At 47.3% G+C, this 25,316-nt stretch carries 19 protein-coding genes, 10 tRNA genes, 3 rRNA genes and 1 other RNA gene; all 33 read right to left on the bottom strand.

Annotated elements, in window-relative coordinates:
* Nucleotides 1-28 precede the first annotated feature (28 nt).
* Nucleotides 29-688 carry an ATP phosphoribosyltransferase gene (hisG, locus tag MHH92_RS00770; protein ID WP_340901572.1) on the bottom strand — a complete coding sequence of 220 codons (660 nt, stop codon included), beginning with the start codon at nt 686-688 and terminating at the stop codon, nt 29-31.
* A 1-nt stretch (nt 689) separates the two neighbouring features.
* On the bottom strand, nt 690-1,889 hold the full coding sequence (locus MHH92_RS00765) for an ATP phosphoribosyltransferase regulatory subunit (protein WP_340901571.1): 1,200 nt from the start codon (nt 1,887-1,889) through the stop codon (nt 690-692).
* Nucleotides 1,890-2,292: 403 nt separating this feature from the next.
* A complete protein-coding gene (locus MHH92_RS00760; RefSeq protein ID WP_340901570.1) occupies nt 2,293-2,835 on the bottom strand; it encodes an acyltransferase in 543 nt (180 codons plus the stop codon).
* Nucleotides 2,832-3,488 carry a pyrophosphatase PpaX gene (gene ppaX, locus MHH92_RS00755; RefSeq protein ID WP_340901569.1) on the bottom strand — a complete coding sequence of 219 codons (657 nt, stop codon included), beginning with the start codon at nt 3,486-3,488 and terminating at the stop codon, nt 2,832-2,834. The genes MHH92_RS00760 and ppaX overlap by 4 nt, the downstream gene beginning before the upstream one ends.
* Nucleotides 3,489-3,494: 6 nt before the next feature.
* Nucleotides 3,495-4,520 (bottom strand): prolipoprotein diacylglyceryl transferase, encoded by a 1,026-nt coding sequence (gene lgt, locus MHH92_RS00750; RefSeq protein ID WP_036616160.1) that lies wholly within the window; start codon nt 4,518-4,520, stop codon nt 3,495-3,497.
* 121 nt (nt 4,521-4,641) lie between these two features.
* Complete coding sequence (gene hprK, locus MHH92_RS00745) at nt 4,642-5,580, bottom strand: HPr(Ser) kinase/phosphatase (protein ID WP_017691278.1); 939 nt, start codon at nt 5,578-5,580, stop codon at nt 4,642-4,644.
* A 418-nt stretch (nt 5,581-5,998) separates the two neighbouring features.
* Nucleotides 5,999-7,126 carry an ABC transporter ATP-binding protein gene (locus MHH92_RS00740; RefSeq protein WP_017691279.1) on the bottom strand — a complete coding sequence of 376 codons (1,128 nt, stop codon included), beginning with the start codon at nt 7,124-7,126 and terminating at the stop codon, nt 5,999-6,001.
* A gap of 103 nt (nt 7,127-7,229) precedes the next feature.
* Entirely contained in the window at nt 7,230-8,423 is a 1,194-nt protein-coding gene (locus MHH92_RS00735; protein WP_340901568.1) for a PucR family transcriptional regulator, read from the bottom strand.
* Nucleotides 8,424-8,567: 144 nt separating this feature from the next.
* Nucleotides 8,568-8,640, bottom strand: a tRNA-Lys gene (locus MHH92_RS00730).
* 7 nt (nt 8,641-8,647) lie between these two features.
* Nucleotides 8,648-8,733, bottom strand: a tRNA-Tyr gene (locus tag MHH92_RS00725).
* A gap of 12 nt (nt 8,734-8,745) precedes the next feature.
* A tRNA-Phe gene (locus MHH92_RS00720) sits at nt 8,746-8,818 on the bottom strand.
* Between the two features lie 21 nt (nt 8,819-8,839).
* Nucleotides 8,840-8,917 (bottom strand) — tRNA-Asp (locus MHH92_RS00715).
* Between the two features lie 9 nt (nt 8,918-8,926).
* A tRNA-Thr gene (locus MHH92_RS00710) sits at nt 8,927-9,002 on the bottom strand.
* Between the two features lie 5 nt (nt 9,003-9,007).
* Nucleotides 9,008-9,083 (bottom strand) — tRNA-Val (locus MHH92_RS00705).
* 9 nt (nt 9,084-9,092) lie between these two features.
* Nucleotides 9,093-9,169 (bottom strand) — tRNA-Met (locus MHH92_RS00700).
* Nucleotides 9,170-9,212: 43 nt separating this feature from the next.
* Nucleotides 9,213-9,304, bottom strand: a tRNA-Ser gene (locus MHH92_RS00695).
* Nucleotides 9,305-9,385: 81 nt separating this feature from the next.
* Nucleotides 9,386-12,313 (bottom strand): 23S ribosomal RNA (locus MHH92_RS00690).
* A 206-nt stretch (nt 12,314-12,519) separates the two neighbouring features.
* Nucleotides 12,520-12,595, bottom strand: a tRNA-Ala gene (locus MHH92_RS00685).
* Between the two features lie 22 nt (nt 12,596-12,617).
* Nucleotides 12,618-12,694, bottom strand: a tRNA-Ile gene (locus MHH92_RS00680).
* Between the two features lie 36 nt (nt 12,695-12,730).
* Nucleotides 12,731-12,847: ribosomal RNA gene (rrf, locus tag MHH92_RS00675) — 5S ribosomal RNA — on the bottom strand.
* Nucleotides 12,848-12,953: 106 nt separating this feature from the next.
* Nucleotides 12,954-14,506, bottom strand: a 16S ribosomal RNA gene (locus MHH92_RS00670).
* The 16S, 23S and 5S rRNA genes sit together here with 10 tRNA genes alongside, the layout of an rRNA operon.
* 348 nt (nt 14,507-14,854) lie before the next feature.
* Nucleotides 14,855-15,124 (bottom strand): pro-sigmaK processing inhibitor BofA family protein, encoded by a 270-nt coding sequence (locus MHH92_RS00665; RefSeq protein ID WP_036607241.1) that lies wholly within the window; start codon nt 15,122-15,124, stop codon nt 14,855-14,857.
* A gap of 34 nt (nt 15,125-15,158) precedes the next feature.
* Nucleotides 15,159-15,386: a DUF2508 family protein gene (locus tag MHH92_RS00660; protein WP_051447031.1), complete on the bottom strand. Its 228-nt coding sequence runs from the start codon at nt 15,384-15,386 to the stop codon at nt 15,159-15,161.
* Between the two features lie 232 nt (nt 15,387-15,618).
* The gene (recR, locus tag MHH92_RS00655) at nt 15,619-16,218 is read right to left on the bottom strand and encodes a recombination mediator RecR (RefSeq protein ID WP_036607246.1); all 600 of its coding nucleotides are present in this window, start codon (nt 16,216-16,218) and stop codon (nt 15,619-15,621) included.
* Between the two features lie 36 nt (nt 16,219-16,254).
* Complete coding sequence (locus MHH92_RS00650; protein ID WP_036607248.1) at nt 16,255-16,566, bottom strand: YbaB/EbfC family nucleoid-associated protein; 312 nt, start codon at nt 16,564-16,566, stop codon at nt 16,255-16,257.
* Between the two features lie 41 nt (nt 16,567-16,607).
* Nucleotides 16,608-18,353 carry a DNA polymerase III subunit gamma/tau gene (gene dnaX, locus MHH92_RS00645; protein WP_340901567.1) on the bottom strand — a complete coding sequence of 582 codons (1,746 nt, stop codon included), beginning with the start codon at nt 18,351-18,353 and terminating at the stop codon, nt 16,608-16,610.
* Between the two features lie 174 nt (nt 18,354-18,527).
* An RNA gene (gene ffs, locus MHH92_RS00640) (signal recognition particle sRNA large type) lies at nt 18,528-18,795 on the bottom strand.
* A 147-nt stretch (nt 18,796-18,942) separates the two neighbouring features.
* Nucleotides 18,943-19,140, bottom strand: coding sequence for a 50S ribosomal protein L31 (gene rpmE, locus MHH92_RS00635; protein WP_036607255.1), 198 nt, complete (start codon nt 19,138-19,140; stop codon nt 18,943-18,945).
* A 102-nt stretch (nt 19,141-19,242) separates the two neighbouring features.
* Complete coding sequence (locus tag MHH92_RS00630) at nt 19,243-20,517, bottom strand: radical SAM protein (protein WP_036607256.1); 1,275 nt, start codon at nt 20,515-20,517, stop codon at nt 19,243-19,245.
* Nucleotides 20,518-20,613: 96 nt separating this feature from the next.
* On the bottom strand, nt 20,614-21,939 hold the full coding sequence (gene rho, locus MHH92_RS00625; protein WP_036607258.1) for a transcription termination factor Rho: 1,326 nt from the start codon (nt 21,937-21,939) through the stop codon (nt 20,614-20,616).
* A gap of 466 nt (nt 21,940-22,405) precedes the next feature.
* Nucleotides 22,406-23,659, bottom strand: a complete 1,254-nt coding sequence (locus MHH92_RS00620) for a UDP-N-acetylglucosamine 1-carboxyvinyltransferase (protein WP_036607261.1) — start codon at nt 23,657-23,659, stop codon at nt 22,406-22,408.
* A 147-nt stretch (nt 23,660-23,806) separates the two neighbouring features.
* Nucleotides 23,807-24,661: a class II fructose-1,6-bisphosphate aldolase gene (gene fba, locus MHH92_RS00615; protein ID WP_036607263.1), complete on the bottom strand. Its 855-nt coding sequence runs from the start codon at nt 24,659-24,661 to the stop codon at nt 23,807-23,809.
* A 260-nt stretch (nt 24,662-24,921) separates the two neighbouring features.
* Nucleotides 24,922-25,308, bottom strand: coding sequence for a response regulator (locus MHH92_RS00610; RefSeq protein ID WP_017691292.1), 387 nt, complete (start codon nt 25,306-25,308; stop codon nt 24,922-24,924).
* Nucleotides 25,309-25,316: the final 8 nt, after the last annotated feature.

Raw genomic sequence — 25,316 nt, 5'->3', positions numbered from 1 at the left:
TTCTCATCTATATTTCTGACGCAGTAGTTTATCCCCGAAAGCTTCCCGCCGATATCTCATTCGATGCCGGTATGACCTGCTGAAGTGCATCACATATAGCCTGGATTCGTGCATTTTTCATCCGATAACTTACCCGATTCGCGATAAGACGGCTCGTGATATCCAGAATGCCCGTCATCTCCACAAGTCCGTTCTCTCGCAGCGTCTGACCTGTCTCCACCAGATCGACGATCCGATCTGCCAGACCAATCAGGGGTGCCAGCTCAATGGAACCATTCAGCTTGATCACCTCGACCTGCTGCCCCTGCTCCCGAAAATACTGTGAAGCAATCCTTGGATACTTCGTTGCAACACGTTGCTGGATGCCTGGCTTCCAGTCTGGAAGTCCGATCACAGACATACGGCACTGAGCGATTCCCAGATTCAACAGTTCGTACACATCCCGATCTTCCTCCAGCAGCACGTCTTTACCAACAATTCCGATATCGGCAACACCGTACTCCACGTACGTTGGAACATCTACTGGCTTCGCCATAATGAATTCCATTCCCGCTTCCGGTACTTCGATGACCAATCTGCGTGTATCGTCCACGTCTTCTGGAATATCCAGCCCCGCTTCACGGAACAATTTGGAGGCTTTTTTATAGATTCGGCCCTTCGGCATGGCCACCTTCAGAATATCCGACATCTCAGCGTCCTCCTTCTTCAGATCCGTAAGTAATAACCTGCTCAGCCTGAGCGGTTCTTGCTTCAACCGATACGGCACTTGCCCCAGCCCCATCTTCAGGAAGAAGGAGTGTCACTACATTTTGTCCCATACTGCGTAATCTTGCCGCTTCTGTTAGTGCCTCGGCCCGACGTTTCGGGGTATATTGGATAAGTACCGGTTTTTTCTCTTCAATCGCAATGCCATGAACACCATCAATAATACGGTTCGTTTTCAGTGCAAATCCTGTAGCTGGCAATGAACGACCAAACTGTTGTAACAGATTATCATACCGTCCGCCGCTACATACCGGAGATCCCAGTTCGGCTGCATACCCTTCAAAGGTCATGCCCGTATAATAGGAGAAATCACCGATCATCGTCAGATCAATCAGCACATGCTCGGATACACCGTACGCTTCCAACACTTCGAATACAGCACACAGATGTGCAATCGACTGTGCTGCTTCAGCACTTGAACTTAGCTCTACCGCATGTGTGCATACTTCCTTGCCACCACGCAGACGAAGGATCGCTTCAAGCTGTTCTTTCAACTTAGGCTCCAGATTCAATGCTTCAATCGACTGGCGATAGCCGACATAATCACGTCCGAGCAGCCCTTCCTTCAATTGCTCCTGCTCAGCGGTCTGGCCTGGAATCACTTCCTCCAGTAATCCGTTCAGGAATCCCATATGGCCCATCGCAATTTTAAAAGAAGACACACCCGCTGCCTGCAAAGAGGCAATCGCAAGCGCAACAACTTCTGCATCCGCTTCAGGTGAGTCGTCTCCAACCAGCTCCACGCCCGTCTGGAAAAATTCAGCTTCACGTCCAGCTTCCTCTTCAATAGAACGGAATACGTTCGCATGATAGGATAAACGCAGTGGCAACTGCTCATCTTTGAGCATGGATGAAACTACGCGTGCAATTGGAGCCGTTAGATCCGATCTAAGTACCAGTGTGGTTCCCCTGCTGTTTAGCAATTTAAATAATTTACGATCTGATGTAGAGCTTGCCACACCTACCGTATCGTAATATTCAATCGTTGGTGTGATAATCTGACGGTAACCCCAGCGTTCCATACATTCCAGTACATTGCGTTCAATCGTCCGCAGCTTGGATACTACATGTGGTGTATAGTCGCGGAATCCGGTCGGTTTTTCAAAACCTTTTGGTTTGGACATTGGTAATATTCACCCCGAGTCAGTAATTTAAGAGTTGCACTCGTTCTATTTCAACAGGATTTATGTAGTGTAAATCCCCATTCTATCTTATAAACCTGAATCACAGTATTATCGCATAAGCCTTCAACTATTGGTTTATTCCAATCCTTATCATGCTTCATTTCTCCAAGAATACTTTCACATGGTAAAGTGCTAACAAACTAAAGGATATGGGATATGATAACATGAAATCCGCACTACCGTCAACAATACCAAAGCTTGATTGCCCTTAGATCGACATATCGTTTTATATACACACCGTTACGCTCGCCAATCGGTATTTATATACGAAAAAAGCTGCCATAAGCAGCTTTTTACTTCGAATCATCTTCATTGATTCATCTTCATTCATTACTTTATTGGCTCAATGCACACTACCCTGAGAAGATTCATCCGTGTTAAAGACAGTTTCTTCCGTGGAAGCTGCCGCGCGGGATAAATCACGCAGTGGATTCCCTCCAACAAAAGCTCCTGGTGCAACATCCTTATGTACGACTGCTCCAGCAGCCACAACGGCTCCATCTCCTATGGTTACCCCGGGAAGAATCGTTGTGTTAGCACCAATCAGTACATTTTCCCCGATAATCACCTCACCGAGCCTGTACTCCTTAATGAGATACTCATGAGCGAGAATCGTTGTGTTGTAACCGATGACCGAGTTTTCGCCGACCGTTATTTTCTCCGGAAAAAACACATCCACCATTACCATCAGGCCAAAGGCTGTGTGTTTTCCCACCTTCATACCGAGCATTCGGCGGTAAATCCAATTCTTCACCGATAGGATTGGACAATAACGTGACAACTGGATCCAGATAAAATTACGAACGCCCTTCCACGGACTCACTGTCTTGTAGATATGCCAAAGTGCATTCTGGTCCTCTACCGGATAGCGGGTTACTTTTCTCATGAACGTCCCGTTTCAATACGGATGAGTTTCAACAAGTCTCTCATGTCATGCAACATATAGTCGGGTCCATATCCGTTCAGGATTGTTTCTCCTTTAAGAGACCATGCAACCCCCGCCGAGAGTGCGCCCGCATTCTGTGCCGATTGGATATCCACTGGACTGTCACCCACCATTAACGTTTTGGCAGGATCTGCACCCAGTTCCGTCATCGCTTTCAATACAGGTTCAGCGTGCGGCTTCGGATTCGCCACATCGGTCACTGTTACAATTGTCTTCATATATTTCAGTAGGTCAAAACGTTCTAGCACCTTTAATGTAGATGGACGAATCTTGGTTGTGACCACACCCATAACAATGCCAGCCTGATGCAGCGCCTCTACTACCTCAATAACATGTGGAAATGGTCTAACCATCGCTTCATGATGGATATCATTATAAGCACGGTAACCTTTCACGTACTCGGAGACTTCCTCCTGGCCAGAGAAGGTACGCATTTGCTGCTCCAGTGTGCCACCCATATGTGGAATGATCTGTTCCCGAGTCCATGGAGCTGAATGCTTCCATCCCCCCATGACATGCTGGAATGAGCTGATAATCAACTCATTGGTGTCAATAATCGTTCCGTCCAGATCAAACAATACCGTGTCAATCATGTTGCATTACTCCTTTTTATCATCAACTTGCTTGGATTCATCTTTGGCTGGAGGTGTTAACTTATTCTCTTTGCCAGCAACTGTTCCCGTATGCTCCATATCATCTGAGGTAACTTTGGACGATACAATCGGATCACTATAACGAACATCTGCTTTACCTGTCACTCTTCTCACCACAATGAATACAACAGCAACAATAATGATGCCAATCGCGAGCAGTTGCGAGATTCTTACATTACCATAAGCAGGATCAAGATATCCTTGTTCAAAGCCCATTGCAGTCATTGGAGACCACAGTCCGTTCACTAATGAAGCAACCCATTGCGGAGCCTGGAAGCCAAGACTGTCTGTACGTAAAGCTTCAATGAAGAAACGACCGATTGAGTACCAGATGAAATAAGACATGAACAGTTCACCTGAACGCAGAAACTTCTGACGACGCAGAACCAACAGCAAGACCAGACCAACGAGACTCCACATCGATTCATACAAAAACGCAGGATGGTGGAATACGCCTTCTACGTTCATTTGATTCACAATAAAGTCCGGCAGATGAAGCTTGTCTCTCAAAAATGATTCTTCCACAGGACCGCCGTAGGCTTCCTGATTCACAAAGTTCCCCCAGCGTCCGATCAACTGTCCAACGAGCAGTCCAGGCGCACAGATATCGGCCATACGCCAGAAGTTATACCCTTTACGACGGAAGAAAATAACTGCACAGATGATTGCACCAATAAGGGCACCATAGATGGCGATACCGCCATTCCATATTTTAAAGACGTCCCAGAAATTATCCTTATAATCTTCCCATTTAAATGCGACGTAGTAGATGCGGGCACCAATGATGGCAGAAGGCACGCCCAGCAAGACCATGTCCATGAACACTTCCTGTGGAATATTGTAGCGTTTGCCCTCCCGGATCACGAGCAGGAGTCCTATAAGTGCCGCAGCACCAAGAATAAGCCCGTACCAGTGAACCTTTAACGCTCCAATAGAGAACGCAATCGGGTTCAACAGTAATAATGTATCCATTCATTCACACTCCTATTTATTCAATCAATCGCACGCATGACGAATGGTTGGCATGACCTGCGCCTTAAGAGAAGCAGTACATGTCAACCATTTGTGTTCATTTCCTTGTATAAAATGTTTCTTAATCCATGTCTTCCATATCTTCCGAGATGGTTGCTGTCAGCTTGTTCGTGAATTGCAGCGCAGCATTCAGACCCATCTGTTTCAGGCGATAGTTCATACCTGCCACTTCAATAATAACCGCCAAGTTCCGTCCCGGACGAACAGGAATCGTAACGAGAGGTACATCCGTATCAATGATACGTGTAGTCTCTTCATCCAGACCCAGACGATCATATTGTTTATCCTGCTGCCATGCTTCCAGACGTACAACCAAAGTAATCCGTTTGTTATTCCGAACCGCACCAGCTCCGAACAATGTCATGACGTTGATAATACCGACACCTCGAATTTCGAGCAAGTGGCGGATCAATTCAGGTGCAGTACCGTGCAGCTGAAAATCTGACGTTTGGCGGATCTCTACCGCATCATCGGCAATCAGTCGGTGTCCACGTTTCACCAGTTCAAGTGCTGTTTCACTCTTACCAATACCGCTGCTACCTGTGATCAGCATACCTACGCCATATACATCACAAAGTACACCGTGAATGGTTGCTGTTGGTGCCAATTTCTTTTCTAGGAATCCCGTGATCCGGCTGGATAGAATCGTAGTAGCCATATTGCTGCGAAGTACAGCCAGATTCTGCTCTTCACTAATATCAATCAGCTCTTGCGGGACTTCCAGTCCACGCGTGACAACGATACAAGGCGTCTCTTCCGTACAAAGACGTTGCATACGATCGCGCCGCTCTTGCTCAGGTAACATTGCAAAGAAAGCTAACTCCGTTCTTCCAAGTAGCTGTACCCGTTCTTGTGGATGGTATTCAAAATAACCGGCCATTTCCAGACCAGGACGGTTCAGGTCATCTACCGTAATGACTCTTTTCAATCCGTGAGATCCAGAAACAACCTCCAACTGAAATTGCTGCACCAGTTCAGATACTTTCACTTTTTTCGCCATTTGTCTCTTCCTTTCAGCATTAGCTGTCCCTCTATGTACATCAGATCGTGTATCAGTTATTTCCATTATTAGCGCATTCACAACATGGGGTACAGAATGCATACCCTTCCAACAGTCGATTCTCTCAAATAAATGAAGACAGACCTTCAAATAATCTTAAATGAATTCCGGGATGAATGCAATCGCAGCCTCCGACAACCATTAGTAAGAAAAGTCTTCTGATCGAAGCACCTTCTAGGATACTACATTCGTAGTTTAAGGGGTCTTTTTCTTACGATTATTAATCCTTCAACTCTGCGGAAACTTATAATTCCAATAATCTTAAAAAAGCCCCTTCCAGCAATAACGGAAGGGGCTCTCATTACAATGTATAATTGCGTTAACTGTCAGGTTCCATCGTCACCGAGGAATCCCAGTATTATTTGTCTTGAAGAAGTACGTTCACTTCAGTCTCTTTGTCAAAGATATGAACTTTGTTCATGTCGATGGCCATTTTAACTGTGGAACCATCACGAGTGTTAGAACGTCCGTCTACACGTGCGATCGTTGTATCATTACCAACACCGCTCAAGTAGAGGAGCATTTCGTGACCCAGGTTCTCTGTAACATCTACGTGTGTAGAGAATACAGAGTTCGGGGATGCTTCCAGGAATACTGGCTCTTCGTGAATGTCTTCTGGACGAACACCCAGAATCACTTCTTTACCAATGTATCCTCTAGATTTCAACACTTGTGCTTTACCTTGCGGGATTTCAACATCCACACCAGGAGCTATGAAATGCATGCTAGTACCTTGCTCAGCGAGTTTACCCGAGATAAAGTTCATTGTCGGGGAACCGATGAAACCAGCTACGAACAGGTTAGCCGGCAGGTTGTACAACTCTTCCGGAGAAGCTGCTTGTTGGATGATACCATCCTTCATAACAACGATCCGATCACCCATCGTCATAGCTTCGATCTGGTCATGCGTTACGTAGATAACAGTTGTTTCCAAACGTTTCGCAAGTTTAGTGATCTCAGCACGCATTTGACCACGCAGTTTGGCATCCAAGTTGGAGAGAGGCTCATCCATCAAGAACACTTGTGGATCACGGACAATCGCACGTCCCAAAGCGACACGTTGACGTTGACCACCGGACAATGCCTTAGGTTTACGCTCAAGCAAATGTTCGATATCCAGGATTTTAGCTGCTTCACGTACACGTTTGTCGATCTCATCTTTTTTAACCTTACGCAATTTCAAACCAAACGCCATGTTTTGATATACGCTCATATGCGGATACAAGGCATAGGATTGGAATACCATCGCGATATCGCGGTCTTTAGGTGCAACATCATTAACGACACGGTCACCGATATAGAGTTTACCTTCAGAAATTTCCTCAAGGCCTGCGATCATACGAAGTGTTGTTGATTTACCACAACCGGACGGACCTACCAGTACCAGAAATTCTTTATCTTTAATGTCCAGGTTAATGTCAACTACAGTTGCTTTATCAGAACCCGGGTATTTTTTGAAAATATGCTCTAAACGTACTCCAGCCATGATTGTTGCCTCCTCAGAGATCATTTTGTAATCGAATACAATTTGTATTTTTATAATACCCTATCAACGTGAGGTTTGACTATTCGCAAACTGCACAAAAATATCAATGCTTTTTCGTCACTTTGTACATTAGTAGTAAAAACTGCACTAGAACAGCACTTTCGAAGTGCCTCACATCGTAACCAATCTCCTGTTTTATCTTGTCTAGACGATAAACCAACGTATTACGATGAATGAAAAGTCGTTTCGCTGTCTCGCTGACATTACAGTCCAGGCTAAAAAAGGTCTCCAGCGTAGCAAGTGTCTCACTGTCATTGAAGATTACCGTATCTTTGCCTGTTTCCTTTATAAAACGTGTACGTTGGTCATCTGGAATGCTCGCAACCAACCGCTCCAGGTGAAGGTCCCATGGGAGATGAATATGCTGCGTAACATGGAATGCTCTCCCTAAGTGTACACTTTCTCTAAGAAGAGTTGTGACCGATACAAGTTGTTGCGCAGGAATGCATGGCAGAGATGCAGACAGATGGAACACCCCAGCCCACTCACTGGCAACCAATTCATGCAACCCCAGACAAAAAGCGTTCAGTGAATCCTTTTTGGCCTCCGTTGTATCTTCCTCGGCTTCTTCTGTAACAATTTCTTTATCACCCATAAAAATCCACTCTTGCTCCCCCAAAGGAATCAAGACAATTTCCTCGCCAAAGTAACTCTCAAGCAACTTGTTGAGTTCCTTGGATCGTAAACGATGTGCATCCGGTGTATCCCCTTGCAGCAAGAAGAGAATTTTCTCAGCATTTAATCCTGCGGGCACCACAAAGCGATCAGGAACCGCTTCAGATTCCTGCTTGGTTGGTTCTTCGATCTGCTCTTTAAGCCAGAGACCCAATTCAGTCAAATACTGCTCCCTATCATTCTCATATACAACAGGTTGTACCTCATCGGGTAGAGCCGTGTTAGTACGGATCAAAAGCTCAATCAATTGTCGTGTTTCCATGGTAATTGATTTTGCAGGGCATCCCCAACACACGACGGTCTCTTCTTGCTCATTCATCCGAACCTTAAAAAAAATACGCTTTCCCGTATTTAAACTGATCACATCGGATGAAATTGGAGATGCAGATTGATCAGATAACTCCTGACGCTCACCTTCATCACCAAGGGTCTCTGAATTTTCATGATTACCAACTAGATTGGCAACAGATTGCATCCATTCTTCTATTGTAATTTCATATTCGTCCAAATTTGTGCCTATAATGACTTCAATTTGCTGTTTTAAATCAGGTATGAGCTTCATATAATGAACGTCACCACTCTGCATGTTTTCTATTAGTTTATCATATCTTGCCCAGCATTAATAAATATCCATATTGAGCTAAAATTACACAACAAAAAAAGAGCAACTAATCAAATTAATGATTAATCACTCTTTTCTTAAAGATGAGTCATGAAGGGCTCGAACCTTCGACACCCTGATTAAAAGTCAGGTGCTCTACCAACTGAGCTAATGACTCATAAAACTGGTGGAGGATGATGGATTCGAACCACCGAACCCGTACGGGAGCAGATTTACAGTCTGATGCGTTTGGCCACTTCGCTAATCCTCCAGGGATTAAAGGTGGCTCGGGACGGAATCGAACCGCCGACACGAGGATTTTCAGTCCTCTGCTCTACCGACTGAGCTACCGAGCCATATTTAATTTTTAGGATTAATGGCGGAACCGACGGGATTCGAACCCGCGATCTCCTGCGTGACAGGCAGGCATGTTAGGCCAACTACACCACGGTTCCAGGCATTAATGGTGCCGGCGAGAGGACTTGAACCCCCAACCTACTGATTACAAGTCAGTTGCTCTACCAGTTGAGCTACACCGGCGTATATGGTGGAGGCTGAGGGGATCGAACCCCCGACCCTCTGCTTGTAAGGCAGATGCTCTCCCAGCTGAGCTAAGCCTCCTGGGTAATATGGTAGCGGCGGAGGGGATCGAACCCCCGACCTTACGGGTATGAACCGTACGCTCTAGCCAGCTGAGCTACACCGCCATATTAATTGTGTCTTGATTGCTTGTCCATCTTTAGGTAAAGATGGCGGAGAGAGAGGGATTCGAACCCTCGCACCGCTTACGCAGTCTAACCCCTTAGCAGAGGGTCCCCTTATAGCCACTTGGGTATCTCTCCAAATAACAATCATCAACATCATTCAAGGATTGCTCCCTGAAAACTAGATTCGAAACGAAACATGCGATTTAGAACTTGCTATTGGATAAGCCCTCGACCGATTAGTACTGGTCAGCTCCATGCATTGCTGCACTTCCACCCCCAGCCTATCTACCTCGTCGTCTTCAAGGGGTCTTACATACTGGGAAATCTCATCTTGAGGGGGGCTTCACGCTTAGATGCTTTCAGCGTTTATCCCGTCCGTACATAGCTACCCAGCGGTGCTCCTGGCGGAACAACTGGTACACCAGCGGTACGTCCATCCCGGTCCTCTCGTACTAAGGACAGCTCCTCTCAAATTTCCTACGCCCACGACAGATAGGGACCGAACTGTCTCACGACGTTCTGAACCCAGCTCGCGTACCGCTTTAATGGGCGAACAGCCCAACCCTTGGGACCTACTTCAGCCCCAGGATGCGATGAGCCGACATCGAGGTGCCAAACCTCCCCGTCGATGTGGACTCTTGGGGGAGATAAGCCTGTTATCCCCAGGGTAGCTTTTATCCGTTGAGCGATGGCCCTTCCATGCGGTACCACCGGATCACTAAGCCCGACTTTCGTCCCTGCTCGACTTGTAGGTCTCGCAGTCAAGCTCCCTTATGCCTTTGCACTCTTCGAATGATTTCCAACCATTCTGAGGGAACCTTTGGGCGCCTCCGTTACTCTTTAGGAGGCGACCGCCCCAGTCAAACTGCCCACCTGACACTGTCCCCGCACCGGATTACGGTACCAGGTTAGAACCTAGATACGATCAGGGTGGTATCCCAACGTTGCCTCCATGCAAGCTGGCGCTCACACTTCAAAGGCTCCCACCTATCCTGTACAGATCGTACCCAAATTCAATATCAAGCTGCAGTAAAGCTCCATGGGGTCTTTCCGTCTTGTCGCGGGTAACCTGCATCTTCACAGGTATTAAAATTTCACCGGATCTCTCGTTGAGACAGCGCCCAAGTCGTTACGCCATTCGTGCGGGTCAGAATTTACCTGACAAGGAATTTCGCTACCTTAGGACCGTTATAGTTACGGCCGCCGTTTACTGGGGCTTCGGTTCACAGCTTCGGGATTGCTCCCTAACCACTCCCCTTAACCTTCCAGCACCGGGCAGGCGTCAGCCCGTATACTTCGCCTTACGGCTTCGCACAGACCTGTGTTTTTGCTAAACAGTCGCTTGGGCCTTTTCACTGCGGCCCCCTCGTGCTATTCACACTACCGGGGCACCCCTTCTCCCGAAGTTACGGGGTCATTTTGCCGAGTTCCTTAACGAGAGTTCTTCCGCGCGCCTTAGAATACTCTTCTCGCCTACCTGTGTCGGTTTGCGGTACGGGCACCTTCACCTGGCTAGAGGCTTTTCTTGGCAGTGTGAGATCATGACCTTCGCTACTATAATTTTCGCTCCCCATCACAGCTCAGCCTTACAATGTGCGGATTTGCCTACACATCAGCCTTACTGCTTAGACGGACATCCATCAGTCCGCGTCACTACCCTACTGCGTCCCCCCATTGCTCATAACGGCTTACGGTGGTACAGGAATTTCGACCTGTTGTCCTTCGACTACGCCTTTCGGCCTCGCCTTAGGTCCCGACTTACCCTGAGCGGACGAGCCTTCCTCAGGAACCCTTAGGCTTTCGGCGGATCAGATTCTCACTGATCTTTTCGTTACTCATACCGGCATTCTCACTTGTATAATGTCCAGCGCTCCTTACGGTACACCTTCAACCCTTATACAACGCTCCCCTACCCCTGATGCAAAGCATCAAGCCATAGCTTCGGTGGTGTGTTTAGCCCCGTTACATTTTCGGCGCAGAGTCACTCGACCAGTGAGCTATTACGCACTCTTTCAATGATGGCTGCTTCTAAGCCAACATCCTGGTTGTCTGTGCAACTCCACATCCTTTCCCACTTAACACACACTTGGGGACCTTAGCTGATGGTCTGGGCTGTTTCCCTTTTGACAATGGATCTTAGCACTCACTGTCTGACTCCCGGAAGTAAGTCTATGGCATTCGGAGTTTGACTGAGCTTGGTAACCCTTGCGGGCCCCGCACCCAATCAGTGCTCTACCTCCACGACTCTAGTTTCCGAGGCTAGCCCTAAAGCTATTTCGGGGAGAACCAGCTATCTCCGAGTTCGATTGGAATTTCTCCGCTACCCCCACCTCATCCCCGCATTTTTCAACATGCGTGGGTTCGGGCCTCCAGTGCGTGTTACCGCACCTTCACCCTGGACAGGGGTAGATCACCCGGTTTCGGGTCTACGTCCACGTACTAAGTCGCCCTATTCAGACTCGCTTTCGCTGCGGCTCCGGCTCTTCACCTTAACCTTGCACGGGAACGTAACTCGCCGGTTCATTCTACAAAAGGCACGCCATCACCCCTAAAACGGGCTCTGACTTTTTGTAAGCACACGGTTTCAGGTTCTATTTCACTCCCCTTCCGGGGTGCTTTTCACCTTTCCCTCACGGTACTGCTTCACTATCGGTCGCTAGGAAGTATTTAGCCTTGGCAGATGGTCCTGCCGGATTCATACGGGGTTTCACGTGCCCCGCACTACTCGGGATCCGTCTCGGAGGGAACAGACTTTCAACTACAGGGCTTTTACCTTCTTTGGCGGGCCTTTCCAGACCTCTTCGCTTAACCGGTTCCTTTGTAACTCCATGTGAGACGTCCCACAACCCCAAAGAGCAAGCTCTTTGGTTTGGGCTTCTCCGCGTTCGCTCGCCGCTACTGACGGAATCACTATTGTTTTCTCTTCCTCAGGGTACTTAGATGTTTCAGTTCCCCTGGTATGCCTCTACACAACCTATGTATTCAGTTATGAGTAACTGGAAATTACCCCAGCTGGGTTTCCCCATTCGGACACCCCCGGATCAAAGCTTGCTTACAGCTCCCCGAGGCAGTTTCGTTGTTCGCCACGTCCTTCATCGGCTCCTAGCGCCTAGGCATCCTCCGTGTGCTCTTAGTAGCTTAACCATTTTGTTCCGGTTTCGGTCGCTCGCTTCCCTTGTTTTGCTTGCGCAAAGCCAAAAGTCGCTCTCACCCGATACCATCACAAAAGCAATTTAACTACCTTTATACACTTGACTTGTTTGCACAAGTTCAGCTTAAAGGAATGTTCTAATTCGCGTTTGTTTCGTTTCGATATCTAGTTTTCAAAGAACAAACTTGTAAAACATTTTTGGTGGAGCCAAGCGGGATCGAACCGCTGACCTCCTGCTTGCAAGGCAGGCGCTCTCCCAGCTGAGCTATGGCCCCATATAAAGTTTAAAGGTATAGATGGTGGGCCCTGGTGGACTCGAACCACCGGCCTCACCCTTATCAGAGGTGCGCTCTAACCAACTGAGCTAAGGGCCCACATTACATATACTATTTGAACCCAAAATGGGTTACGCTTGGCGGCGTTCTACTCTCCCAGGACCCTGCGGTCCAAGTACCATCGACGCTGAAGGGCTTAACGGTCGTGTTCGGGATGGGAACGTGTGGAACCCCTTCGCTATCGCCACCAAACGTTTGAGAGTTTAAACTCTCAAAACTGAGCAACGAGTGAGTAACTAGCCGACCTGGCTAGATTTTGTATTTGAATGTTTCCGTTGCAGGAAACGATTCTCCATAGAAAGGAGGTGATCCAGCCGCACCTTCCGATACGGCTACCTTGTTACGACTTCACCCCAATCATCTATCCCACCTTCGGCGGCTGGCTCCTTGCGGTTACCCCACCGACTTCGGGTGTTATAAACTCTCGTGGTGTGACGGGCGGTGTGTACAAGACCCGGGAACGTATTCACCGCGGCATGCTGATCCGCGATTACTAGCAATTCCGACTTCATGCAGGCGAGTTGCAGCCTGCAATCCGAACTGAGACCGGCTTTGTTGGGATTGGCTCCATCTCGCGATTTCGCAGCCCGTTGTACCGGCCATTGTAGTACGTGTGTAGCCCAGGTCATAAGGGGCATGATGATTTGACGTCATCCCCACCTTCCTCCGGTTTGTCACCGGCAGTCTATCTAGAGTGCCCACCCGAAGTGCTGGCAACTAAATATAAGGGTTGCGCTCGTTGCGGGACTTAACCCAACATCTCACGACACGAGCTGACGACAACCATGCACCACCTGTCTCCTCTGTCCCGAAGGAAAGATACATCTCTGCATCGATCAGAGGGATGTCAAGACCTGGTAAGGTTCTTCGCGTTGCTTCGAATTAAACCACATACTCCACTGCTTGTGCGGGTCCCCGTCAATTCCTTTGAGTTTCAGTCTTGCGACCGTACTCCCCAGGCGGAGTGCTTAATGTGTTAACTTCGGCACCAAGGGTATCGAAACCCCTAACACCTAGCACTCATCGTTTACGGCGTGGACTACCAGGGTATCTAATCCTGTTTGCTCCCCACGCTTTCGCGCCTCAGCGTCAGTTACAGCCCAGAGAGTCGCCTTCGCCACTGGTGTTCCTCCACATATCTACGCATTTCACCGCTACACGTGGAATTCCACTCTCCTCTTCTGCACTCAAGTCACCCAGTTTCCAGTGCGATCCGGGGTTGAGCCCCGGGATTAAACACCAGACTTAAATGACCGCCTGCGCGCGCTTTACGCCCAATAATTCCGGACAACGCTTGCCCCCTACGTATTACCGCGGCTGCTGGCACGTAGTTAGCCGGGGCTTTCTTCTCAGGTACCGTCACCTTGAGAGCAGTTACTCTCCCAAGCGTTCTTCCCTGGCAACAGAGCTTTACGATCCGAAAACCTTCATCACTCACGCGGCATTGCTCCGTCAGGCTTTCGCCCATTGCGGAAGATTCCCTACTGCTGCCTCCCGTAGGAGTCTGGGCCGTGTCTCAGTCCCAGTGTGGCCGATCACCCTCTCAGGTCGGCTACGCATCGTCGCCTTGGTGAGCCGTTACCTCACCAACTAGCTAATGCGCCGCAGGCCCATCCCCAAGTGACAGATTGCTCCGTCTTTCCAGTTTCCTTCAGGCGAAGAAAACAATTATTCGGTATTAGCTACCGTTTCCGGTAGTTGTCCCAAACTTGAGGGCAGGTTGCCTACGTGTTACTCACCCGTCCGCCGCTAACCATCAGAGAAGCAAGCTTCTCTTCAAGTCCGCTCGACTTGCATGTATTAGGCATGCCGCCAGCGTTCGTCCTGAGCCAGGATCAAACTCTCCAATAAAGTATTGAAAAGAGCGATAAGCTCATTTTGAATCTGACGAGATTAAAAATCTCAATTGTGCTCCAGTCGATTCAAGCCAAGGCTTGTCTCAAACTTTCGCGTTCATTCTGCAAGCAGAATGTTTACTCACTCGTTGTTCAGTTTTCAAAGATCAAACTCGTTTTTTCGTCACCATTTTCTCTCAGCGGCGACTTTTATAATATATCATACTTCGTTTGTTTTGGTCAAGTGTTTTTTTGAAATTATTTTTCGAAGTTCGCAATGAACTCCTTCATTTCATCTAAAGCATCTAACCAAGCAAGCAAAGCAACGAGATATAATGTACCATATAAATATCCTGCGAGTCAACTATCCGAACAAAGAAATTTTCAACCCTAATAATAGCCCCACACCTGGCAATCCCAAAACAGTTACAGTCCCTATCGTTGCAGGGTTCAGCGGGATGTAGGTTCCTGTAATCCAGCCGGAATAATTCACGATATATATCCCTACTGCAGCCAGCACCAGATGAATTCCAAATGACGTGAAAAACGATAACCCTATCCGCTTTCTGAATAAAATAACGATAAGCCCCAGTAATGATATAACCAATACACTTCCCAGTATGATACTCTTCATATGTTACACCTCCGTATTTAATGTAAACGTGACTCTACATACTAACCCCTCGCTGTGATGTAACATCATCATTAGCTCTGGCTCGCTTTGCTCTTCTCAAGTGGATCTGGTACTTCCGCTCAGCTGCCTCCAATACATAAATAGCATAATCAATCTCATCCTGCCCCTGTGCATCTTCAAACTGTCTCATAGCCCGTTCCCACTCCTGCTTAGCCATCTGAATATCTGCATAGATCTGATCCGCCTCAAGTTCCTTCAACATTCTGTTGTGTTTCTCTACCGAGTTCCGTGTATTTCGCCACAAAAACATAAACTCTCCCCCTCCTGATCAGCACAGCATATTCTCATACTTATCAGGGAAAGGACAAACTTAGAACTCGGGCATTCATTTTCTTTACAAAAAAAGAGAGCCCTAAGGCTCTCTTTGCACATCGAAACTTATTTAGCATCCGAAGTTTCCAAGGAAGTCCGCTGCGTAATACAAATTGATCACACTAACGCATCTCCCTGCGCCCTTCCAACGCTTTGGAAAGGGTCACTTCATCCGCATACTCAAGATCGCCACCTACAGGCAATCCATGCGCAATACGAGTCACACTGATCTCAAACGGACGCACCAACCGGGAGATATACATCGCTGTAGCCTCACCCTCAATGTTGGGGTTCGTTGCCAAGATGATCTCTTTTATACGTTCATCACTTAATCGAACCAGGAGTTCCTTCAAACGAATATCGTCTGGGCCAATTCCCTCCATAGGTGAAATCGCGCCCTGTAACACATGATAGTACCCATCGAATTCCTTGGTGCGCTCCATGGCCACCAGATCTTTCGAATCCTGAACTACACAGATTACAGATACATCCCTGGACTTATCCTGACAGATGCGACATGGGTCCGTATCAGTGATATTACAACATACAGAACAGTAATGAAGATTACGCTTCACACTAACGAGCGCTTTGGCAAAATCGATAACGTCATCTTCCTTCATGTTAAGCACATGAAAAGCTAAACGCGCTGCCGTCTTGGGACCCACACCCGGCAACCGGGTGAAGGCATCAATCAGCTTGGCTATTGGTTCGGGATAATACAATCGATTGTGTCTCCTTTGACAGGATCAATTTTTTAATTAAAATAATCCCGGAATATTCATGCCGCCTGTGAACTTGCCCATATCCTTGTTGGCAATCTCATCGGCTTTGGCCATAGCATCATTAACAGCTGTCATAACGAGATCCTGCAACATTTCAACATCTTCCGGATCTACCGCTTCAGGTTTGATCGTGATAGCAAGCAATTTCTTGTGTCCGTTAACTTCAGCCGTCACTACACCGCCACCAGAAGTACCTTGGACTGTTTTGTCCGCCAGTTCCTCTTGTGCTTTCAGCATTTGCTCCTGCATTTTCTTCACTTGTTTCATCATTTGGTTCATGTTGTTCATAATTGTTCATCTCCTTTGTTATGGTTATCGCGCTATGCGCATTATTCTTTGATCACTACAAGATCCTCACCAAAGAGCTGGATGGCTTCATCAATCCAAGGCTGTTTGTTGCCTGAACCGCCGTCTTCATGCTCAGGTTCAAGCTTAAAGTCCTCCTTTGGCGCTTCAGAAGCTCCCTCCATTGCTCCGGTCCAATCTTTGAGCATCATCGTCACCAATCGTGCAGGACGCCCAAGTTGTTCGGACAACACCCGCTCAATGACTTCACGGTTAGCCTGCTTCTCCGTTGTTTCACGGTGAATGTTGTTTTTAAAAGCAACCAACACATTGTCTTCAAGCAATGATACTGGCTCACCATCCACAAACCAGGCATGAACGGTAACCCTCTCTTCCTTCACTCGTTGCAGGATCTGACTCCATTTTTTGCTGATATCTGCGAACTCAGGAGCTCCCTTGCGTGCAACATACTGATCCAACTGTGCAGGAAGCTTCACAGGCGAATTGCCTCTCGATACAGGCGCTCTTGTTGCCGGACGAGATGGAGCACTCGATGCACCTTCTCCACCAGACAAACCACTTTTCAATGCACGATCCAACTTCTTCTCCAACTCAGCAAGCTGCTGCTTCAAGCGGTTGATCTCTCCCCCATCAGCAGGTGCTGCATGAGCTGAAGCTCCCACCTGAACAGAAGCCTCACCTTGAGCTGGAATACTACACAGTTTAAGCAATGCAACTTCAAATAATGTCTGTGGTTGTACTGCATATTTCATTTCACTCTGGTACCGATTAAGGGTGTCAATCATGTGGAATAGTTGTTCCCTGGTGAATGACTCCGCCATATCACGGAAAGACTCCGGATTAAGTACCCGGTCCGTCAGTTTATCTGCATCAGGTACCATCTTAATCATAAGCAAATCACGGAAATAATACAGTAAATTCTCCATGCACTTGTCTGCACTCTTTCCTTCATGCATGAAACCTTCAATCATCTGCAAAATATGACCAACATCACCCTTGAGCAGCGAAGCAGCCAATTTGGCAAATTGCTCTGAAGCAATTCCACCCGTCATGTCCATGACCTGCTGGTACGTTACTCGTCCATCCGTAAATGAAGAGATCTGATCCAGCACACTAAGTGCATCCCTCATTCCACCGTCCGATAAACGGGCAATGTATTGGAGCGCATCATGGTCAGCTTCCATGCCTTCCTGTTCACAGATCAGTGTAAGTCTTGCTGTCTGCTCTTCCAGGGATACCCGGCGAAAATCAAATCGCTGACAGCGCGATATAATGGTAGCCGGAAGGCGATGCGGTTCCGTTGTTGCCAAAATAAACATCACATGTGGTGGTGGCTCTTCCAATGTTTTGAGCAAAGCATTGAATGCCTCCGTTGTCAGCATGTGCACTTCATCAATAATATAGACTTTCTGCCGGACCTCGGTTGGCGCATATTTAACCTTTTCCCGAAGATCACGGATTTCTTCAACGCCCCGATTGGATGCAGCGTCAATCTCCTGCACATCCATCACAGCGCCAGTCGTAATTCTGCGGCAAGCTTCACACTCGTTACAAGGTTCAGGCGCAGGCCCACGTTCGCAGTTCACAGCTTTGGCCAAAATCTTGGCGGCACTTGTCTTTCCCGTTCCTCTGGGCCCGCTAAATAAGTAGGCATGGGAAGTCCGCTGTTCACGAATCGCGTTCTGCAAGGTCTGAATAATATGCTGTTGCCCCACCATATCTTGAAACGACTGGGGACGCCAAGCCCGGTATAACGCGATATGCTCCATGATGCGTTACCTTCCTTCCACTTCGCATTCGAGTCCTTTGTCGTTCCCCTATTATACTATATTCTAGGGTGAATCCAAACTTTATCTGACTCATTCATGCGTGGTTTATTAAGACATATCAAAAAGACCTCTGCATACATACAACTGCAAAGGTCTCTACATTTAAAAGGTAAGCCGTGCACCTGCTATCGATATTTGCGATCCAAGTGGCACCCCTGAACAATAGCTCGGGCTAGGCAACCCTCCGGCACAAGAGTGATCTCACTTATGGCTGCTTCCTTCCGGACCTGACCAGGTTCATGAGTACTCATTGCGGAGGACCCAACCGTCAACACCACGTTTAGGGACCAAACCTCACATCGGCAAAACCTCTAGCAGGAATTCAACCTCGCTATAGCGGATTGCGAGTTACAGGGCACCGCTACCTCCCCATCTAGCACGGTAAGAAATAGTATAACGTAAGGTTATCCAAATTGCAACCAGAGGAACGTGAATGCGATTATGCTTAACATATAACATATAAAAACCCCTGCCAGATCAGCAGGGGTGTGTTGGATGCAATTAGCAGACAACTCCAAGAATTGTCCAATTAGATTCCGTATTTCTTTTTGAAACGATCAACACGGCCGCCAGCATCGATAAACTTCTGTTTACCTGTGAAGAACGGGTGGCACGCGGAGCAAATCTCTACACGAAGTCCGTCTTTAACCGAACCTGTCTCAAAAGTATTCCCGCAAGCGCAAGATACTTGACCAATCGTGTAATTAGGATGAATTGCTTCTTTCATTACCTTTCACCTCTTTCCGCCCTGAGCCTCAAGCGGACCCAGAGTAAATGGCACAACCCTGAGATTATAACACGACCTTGCGCCTGTTGCAATCCATTATTGTTAAGAGGTAATCAACCGTTTTGGACGTGCCATTCCAGCTGGCGGAACATGGGTATACGATCCGATCACAACACCGGGCAACTCGTCTTCAAAAATCTCAATCATCTGCTTCATGCCCAAGATATCACCTTGAGCAGGAGGAATTAATTCCAGATAGCTCTCTGGATCAATATTGAGATTACGCATCTGAATCAAGCGTAGATCGGTTCTTCTTGCAAACTCAATCATCGCCTCAATCTCTTCTTCACGATCTGTTACACCCGGGAAGATCAGATAGTTAATGGACGTGTATACACCCTGCTGCGCTGCGTATTTCATCGATTTCTCAACATTGGCTAAGGTATAACCACGCGGTTTATAGTAGGCGTTATAGTGGTCATCCAGTGCACTAATTGTACTTACGCGCATCAGATCCAATCCAGCATCTACAATACCTCTAATGTGATCGTTCAGACCGGCATTGGTATTAATGTTGATATACCCCATGTCCGTTACGGAACGCACTTCGCGAATCGCTTCAATAATCAGCTTGGCCTGCGTGGAAGGCTCCCCTTCACAACCTTGTCCAAAACTAATGATGGACTCCGGCGTCTTCAGGTGTTCCAGCATAACCTCCACAATCTCATCCACACGTGGTCGGAAGTTCATACGTGTCTGCGGGGAAACAAAGCCGCTATCATCCGGTTGCTCGGAGATACACCCGAAACAGCCCGCATTGCAAGAATAGGATACCGGCACTCCACCTTCCCAACGATTCAGGAACGTGTTTGATGAAGTTAGACATTCATATCCAAGCGCACAGTTGGATAGATGGGTGTAAAGACGGTTCTCGGGGTATTGCTCCGTCAATCGTTTAACCCCGGAACGCACATCGTCACGATCACAGTTGAGTGGATTCCATTTTTCAGGACTATCCGACTTCGAAGCGGTGACATAGAAACCGCCATCTTTCCAAACTACTGCGGAATAGCCGAATAACGGCAATTTATACTCTTTATCCGTCTTCACATAACCAGGGAGACACAAACGAGTGAATCCCTGTGGAAGCAATGCACCTACAGCCTGTGTGTCTGATGGCATTGGCAGCATCTCACCGGTGTCCGGGTCCATACCAATGGGCCGAGTACTCGGGAGTCCAACCAACGTTGCACCTTCTGGCAGAGGAATCAACTCATCCTCCATAATCTCAACGATCATATCTCCACTGCGGGCAAGCCCGTACAGGGAAGGATGATCAAATACATTACCTTTTTCATCTGCGTATACTAAATACATGATGTTCTCCTCACATCTAATGGGTTAAACCTAACGACGAGTGTATTGTAAAATTCACAGCAACGCTGTAAAAGTATGTTATTGGTCGAACGACACTTAAGTCGATGTACCTGACGTTGCTGTCTGTCTAGGTGAGCGACGGGTTGTTGTTGTACCCGAATTGCTTGTCGGGCTATTACCAGCCGAATCAAATGCCGCCAAAAACTCTGCATTTGTCTTGCTGTTACGAAGTTTTTTCAGGAATCCTTCAACAAAGTCATGGGAATCATTCATGTTTTTACGAATTGCCCAGATTGTATCCAACTCTTCCTTGCTGAGCAACACTTCTTCACGACGTGTACCCGAACGACGAATGTCAATCGCCGGGAATATGCGGCGCTCTGCCAGACGACGGTCCAGATGGAGCTCCATGTTACCTGTACCCTTAAACTCTTCATAAATGACGTCATCCATACGTGATCCAGTATCAATTAATGCCGTTGCCAAGATCGTCAAGCTTCCGCCTTCTTCCACATTCCGGGCAGAACCGAAGAAACGTTTCGGACGATGGAACGCAGCTGGATCAATACCACCACTAAGTGTACGACCGGATGGTGGAATAACCAGGTTATATGCACGGGCAAGACGTGTAATGCTATCCAGCAGGATAACAACATCTTTTTTGGCCTCAACCAGACGAAGCGCACGTTCAAGCACCAATTCCGCCACCTTAATATGATTCTCAGGCAGTTCATCAAATGTCGAAGCCACAACTTCCCCTTTTACCGAACGCGACATATCCGTTACTTCCTCTGGACGTTCATCAATCAACAGGACAAACAGTTCAATTTCAGGATTGTTAGTTGAGATGCTGTTGGCAATTTCTTTGAGGAGAAGCGTTTTACCCGCTTTGGGAGGTGCTACGATCAATCCGCGCTGTCCCAATCCTACCGGGGCGAGCACATCCATAATTCGTGTGGACAAATGGTTGGGGGATGTTTCGAGAACCAGTTTTTTCTGCGGATACAGTGGGGTTAGTGCCGGGAAGTGAAGTCGCTCTGCAGCCGCCGATGGATTCTCACCATTTACAGCGTTGACTTGCAACAAACCGAAGTATCTCTCGTTTTCCTTAGGCGTTCTACACTTACCTGATACGAGGTCACCTGTTCTTAGGTCAAACTTGCGAATCTGAGAAGCTGAGATGTAGATGTCTTCCGTACTTGGCAAGTAGTTGATAGGTCTTAAGAAACCGTAACCTTCAGGTAAAATCTCGAGTACGCCTTGCATGAACATCAGGCCACTCTGTTCAGCTTGTGCACGCAGTATAGCAAAGATTAATTCTTTCTTTTTTAACGTACCATAGTACGGTATCTGATATTTTTTGGCCAGTTTGTAGAGGTCCGTTAGTTTCATTTCTTCCAAATCGGAAATTTGTAGATCCATATAATAACCACCTATTCAATTAATAAGTCCGTGTGAAATGGATAGTTTCGCTAGATGTTCCGGCTATAGAGAGCGGCGTCTGCCACAATCCCTTCTGTCCATTGTACGGAATGTAACCGTTATAATGCAAATACTTGTCTTTGAGTGTAAGTTTCCGGGTGGGATGGCCAACATTCGGCAATATCCGCTATTGAGTGAACGATGCATTGAGGCGATCAATCCGGATAGACCGGCTATGGAGCGCAGTTCAAACAAAACCGGGGGTTGGGGATGAGAAATGATGTTCTTACAGCCATATGAAGTTTATTTCAAAAAAAGACCCTCCGGTAAAGGAAACAGAAACATTTCGTCTTATGCCGGAGAGACTGAGAACTCTATTAAAACAGGTTTACCTAATCATCAAAAAGATATGCAGTTCAGTTAAAATAAACATGTGTAGGACTGAATCATGCATAATGCTTCCTAGTTAATCAGTTTCCCGCCATACATCTGCACCGAGCAAGCGCAGATTAGTCACCAGATGATCATAACCGCGGTCGATATATTCGACCCCCGTTACTTCAGTCACACCTTCACTGACGGTGAGACCTGCAATCACCAGCGCTGCTCCAGCGCGAAGATCGGATGCTTTTACTTTGGCCGCGTTTAATGCACTGCCTTCAATAATTGCTGACCGTCCTTCTACTCGAATCTTTGCGCCCATCCGCACCAACTCAGGCACATGCTTGAATCGATTACTGTATACAAAGTCGCTCAGGACGCTCACACCGGTTGCCTGTGTCAAAACACTGGTCATGGGTGACTGTAGATCCGTTGGGAAACCAGGATATACAAGTGCCTTCACGTCCACATGGTTATAGCTTGGTTTACCAATGACACGTATACTTTCATCCAATTCCTCAATGCCAACACCCATTTCTAGCAGCTTTGCCGTTAAAGCTTCCAGATGTTTGGGAATCACATTGTCAATCAGAACATCTCCGCGCGTTGCCGCTGCAGCGATCATATACGTACCTGCTTGGATACGGTCCGGAATGATGGAATGACGGCAGCCTTTAAGCTCCGAGACCCCTTCAATACGGATCGTTTCGGTACCTGCACCCTTGATGCTGGCACCCATGGAATTCAGAAGTGTTGCTACATCTATAATCTCAGGCTCTTTAGCCGCGTTTTCGATAATTGTAGAGCCTTTGGCACGAGTAGCCGCCAGCATGATATTAATGGTTGCGCCGACACTGCTTACATCAAGATAGATTTTTGCTCCCCGCAGCTCTTTGGCATGCAAATGAATGGAGCCATGTTCGTTTGTTACGGTTGCGCCAAGCGCTTCAAACCCTTTGATATGTTGATCAATTGGACGAGGCTCAAAATTACAGCCCCCTGGTAAACCTATGGTCGCTTCTTTGAAACGCCCTAGCAATGCACCCATCATATAATACGAAGCACGAAGCTTCTTCACGGGACCATTCGGCATAGGAATGGATTTGATGTCAGAAGGGTCAATCTTCATCTGACTGCCTTCCCAAGTCACATGTGCTCCGAGTTCCTCCAAAATTTCTGCATAAACCGCCACGTCACTCAAAAGCGGCAGGTTGTCCAACACGACTTCTGACTCGGCAAGCAATGCTGCAGGAATAAGCGCAATGGCGCTGTTCTTGGCGCCGCTTATAGTTACAGTTCCCTGTAACGGACGTCCGCCACTAATCATCAATTTTTCCATAAAGCTTAATGTCCCCCTACGTGTTTTGCAGCCGATGAACGGCAATACGTGCTGTTGGCTTCCGATGTAGAAATAAGGTGTGAAAATGGAAAGACACCGGCTAGGCGGTGTTTTTCCATTTCACAGTATGGAACTGGTAAAGATAAATTACGCTTTGTTGTTAGAACCAAACTCGCGGATTTTACCTTTAACGGTTTCTTTAATTGCTTCACGGCCTGGTACGATGAATGTACGTGGATCGTAAGCGTCTGGTTTAGCTGCAAGCACTTCACGAACCACTCTTGCAAAAGCAATTTGGTTCTCTGTGTTTACGTTGATTTTGGACGTACCCAGGGAAATGGCTTTGTCGATGTCGTGTTTAGGAATACCTGTACCACCGTGCAATACGAGTGGAACTTGTACCGCGTCACGAACTTCTTCCATTTCTTTGAAGCCCAGGTTAGGCTCGCCATGGTAAGGACCGTGTACGGAACCAAGAGCTGGTGCCAATGTATCAATACCTGTTTCTTTAACGATACGGATACACTCGTTCAGGTCAGCGTACATGATACCGCCAATAACGTCGTCTTCTTGTCCGCCTACAGTACCTACTTCAGCTTCCACAGAAACGCCTTTAGCGTGTGCATATTCAACAACTTTTTTAGTCATTTCGATGTTCTCATCGATAGAGTGGTGGGAACCGTCGATCATTACGGATGTGAATCCAGCGTCGATCGCTTCTTTACACTTGTCGAAGCTTGAACCGTGGTCCAGGTGAATTGCAACTGGAACAGTGATTTTCATGTCGTGAATGAGTCCTTCTACCATTTTAACTACAGTGTAGAAGCCACCAATGTGACGTGCTGCGCCTTCGGATACACCCAAGATTACTGGGGATTTCTCTTCTTCAGCAGCACCAAGAATCGCTTGAGTCCACTCAAGGTTATTGATGTTGTATTGACCAACTGCATATTTTCCTTCAAGTGCTTTGTTCAACATGTCTGTCATAGATACTAATGGCATGGTTTCAATCCTCCTAGGGGTTTGGGTTGTGTCTATGGTTTTTAGCCGAAATCACATACGGGCTTATTATACCACATCCCATGTCAAATACTAAACAAGCATTTGCAAAAATGCTGTGCTTTGCAGCACAGTTTTCATAGACACCGCTTTATAACTTCCCCATTTCCAATATTCCCCGGATGAAGGAGTGAAATACCTCATTTTCCCACCACGTACCTTCTATGTTCTCCACACGCAAAAAAATCCTGTATCAACAGGATTCAGCTGCATTTATTGGCGGTACCGTTGCGAAGTTGCATATTCACAGCCACTCGCATCTCGTCGATATCAAACGGTTTCGTAAAGTGCATGAGCGCTCCGAGATCCGTGGCTTCCTTAATCATGTCCAGTTCACCATAAGCGGTCATCATGATCACCTTGATACCCGGATCAATTTCTTTAATATGCTTCAGGATTTCCAGACCGTCCATCCCAGGAATCTTCATATCGAGCAATACCAGGTCAGGCTTATCATTATTCACAATCTCCAGAGCAACCTTGCCGTTGGGTGCTTGAAACGTGTTATACCCCTCACTGCTGAACACTTCCATTAACAGGATTCGAATACCATTCTGGTCATCAACAATCAAAACTTTTTTATCTTCCACTCTGTAAC

Source organism: Paenibacillus sp. FSL M7-1414 (genome assembly GCF_038003195.1).
In the GTDB taxonomy this organism is placed as follows: Bacteria; Bacillota; Bacilli; order Paenibacillales; family Paenibacillaceae; genus Paenibacillus; species Paenibacillus amylolyticus.
This window is presented reverse-complemented; position numbering and strand designations above follow the sequence as displayed.

What these genes read in the sequence shown, in the direction of transcription:
- MHH92_RS00620 (WP_036607261.1), bottom strand. Translation starts at nt 23,659, where the DNA reads ATGGAAAAATTGATGATTAGTGGCGGACGTCCGTTACAGGGAACTGTA.
- MHH92_RS00760 (WP_340901570.1), bottom strand. Translation starts at nt 2,835, where the DNA reads ATGAGAAAAGTAACCCGCTATCCGGTAGAGGACCAGAATGCACTTTGG.
- MHH92_RS00650 (WP_036607248.1), bottom strand. Translation starts at nt 16,566, where the DNA reads ATGAACAACATGAACCAAATGATGAAACAAGTGAAGAAAATGCAGGAG.
- rho (WP_036607258.1), bottom strand. Translation starts at nt 21,939, where the DNA reads ATGGATCTACAAATTTCCGATTTGGAAGAAATGAAACTAACGGACCTC.
- dnaX (WP_340901567.1), bottom strand. Translation starts at nt 18,353, where the DNA reads ATGGAGCATATCGCGTTATACCGGGCTTGGCGTCCCCAGTCGTTTCAA.
- lgt (WP_036616160.1), bottom strand. Translation starts at nt 4,520, where the DNA reads ATGGATACATTATTACTGTTGAACCCGATTGCGTTCTCTATTGGAGCG.
- MHH92_RS00735 (WP_340901568.1), bottom strand. Translation starts at nt 8,423, where the DNA reads ATGAAGCTCATACCTGATTTAAAACAGCAAATTGAAGTCATTATAGGC.
- MHH92_RS00765 (WP_340901571.1), bottom strand. Translation starts at nt 1,889, where the DNA reads ATGTCCAAACCAAAAGGTTTTGAAAAACCGACCGGATTCCGCGACTAT.
- hprK (WP_017691278.1), bottom strand. Translation starts at nt 5,580, where the DNA reads ATGGCGAAAAAAGTGAAAGTATCTGAACTGGTGCAGCAATTTCAGTTG.
- MHH92_RS00630 (WP_036607256.1), bottom strand. Translation starts at nt 20,517, where the DNA reads ATGTATTTAGTATACGCAGATGAAAAAGGTAATGTATTTGATCATCCT.
- hisG (WP_340901572.1), bottom strand. Translation starts at nt 688, where the DNA reads ATGTCGGATATTCTGAAGGTGGCCATGCCGAAGGGCCGAATCTATAAA.
- rpmE (WP_036607255.1), bottom strand. Translation starts at nt 19,140, where the DNA reads ATGAAAGAAGCAATTCATCCTAATTACACGATTGGTCAAGTATCTTGC.
- MHH92_RS00660 (WP_051447031.1), bottom strand. Translation starts at nt 15,386, where the DNA reads ATGTTGAAGGAACTTGAGGCGGATCAGATCTATGCAGATATTCAGATG.
- ppaX (WP_340901569.1), bottom strand. Translation starts at nt 3,488, where the DNA reads ATGATTGACACGGTATTGTTTGATCTGGACGGAACGATTATTGACACC.
- MHH92_RS00740 (WP_017691279.1), bottom strand. Translation starts at nt 7,126, where the DNA reads ATGGCTGGAGTACGTTTAGAGCATATTTTCAAAAAATACCCGGGTTCT.
- fba (WP_036607263.1), bottom strand. Translation starts at nt 24,661, where the DNA reads ATGCCATTAGTATCTATGACAGACATGTTGAACAAAGCACTTGAAGGA.
- MHH92_RS00665 (WP_036607241.1), bottom strand. Translation starts at nt 15,124, where the DNA reads ATGAAGAGTATCATACTGGGAAGTGTATTGGTTATATCATTACTGGGG.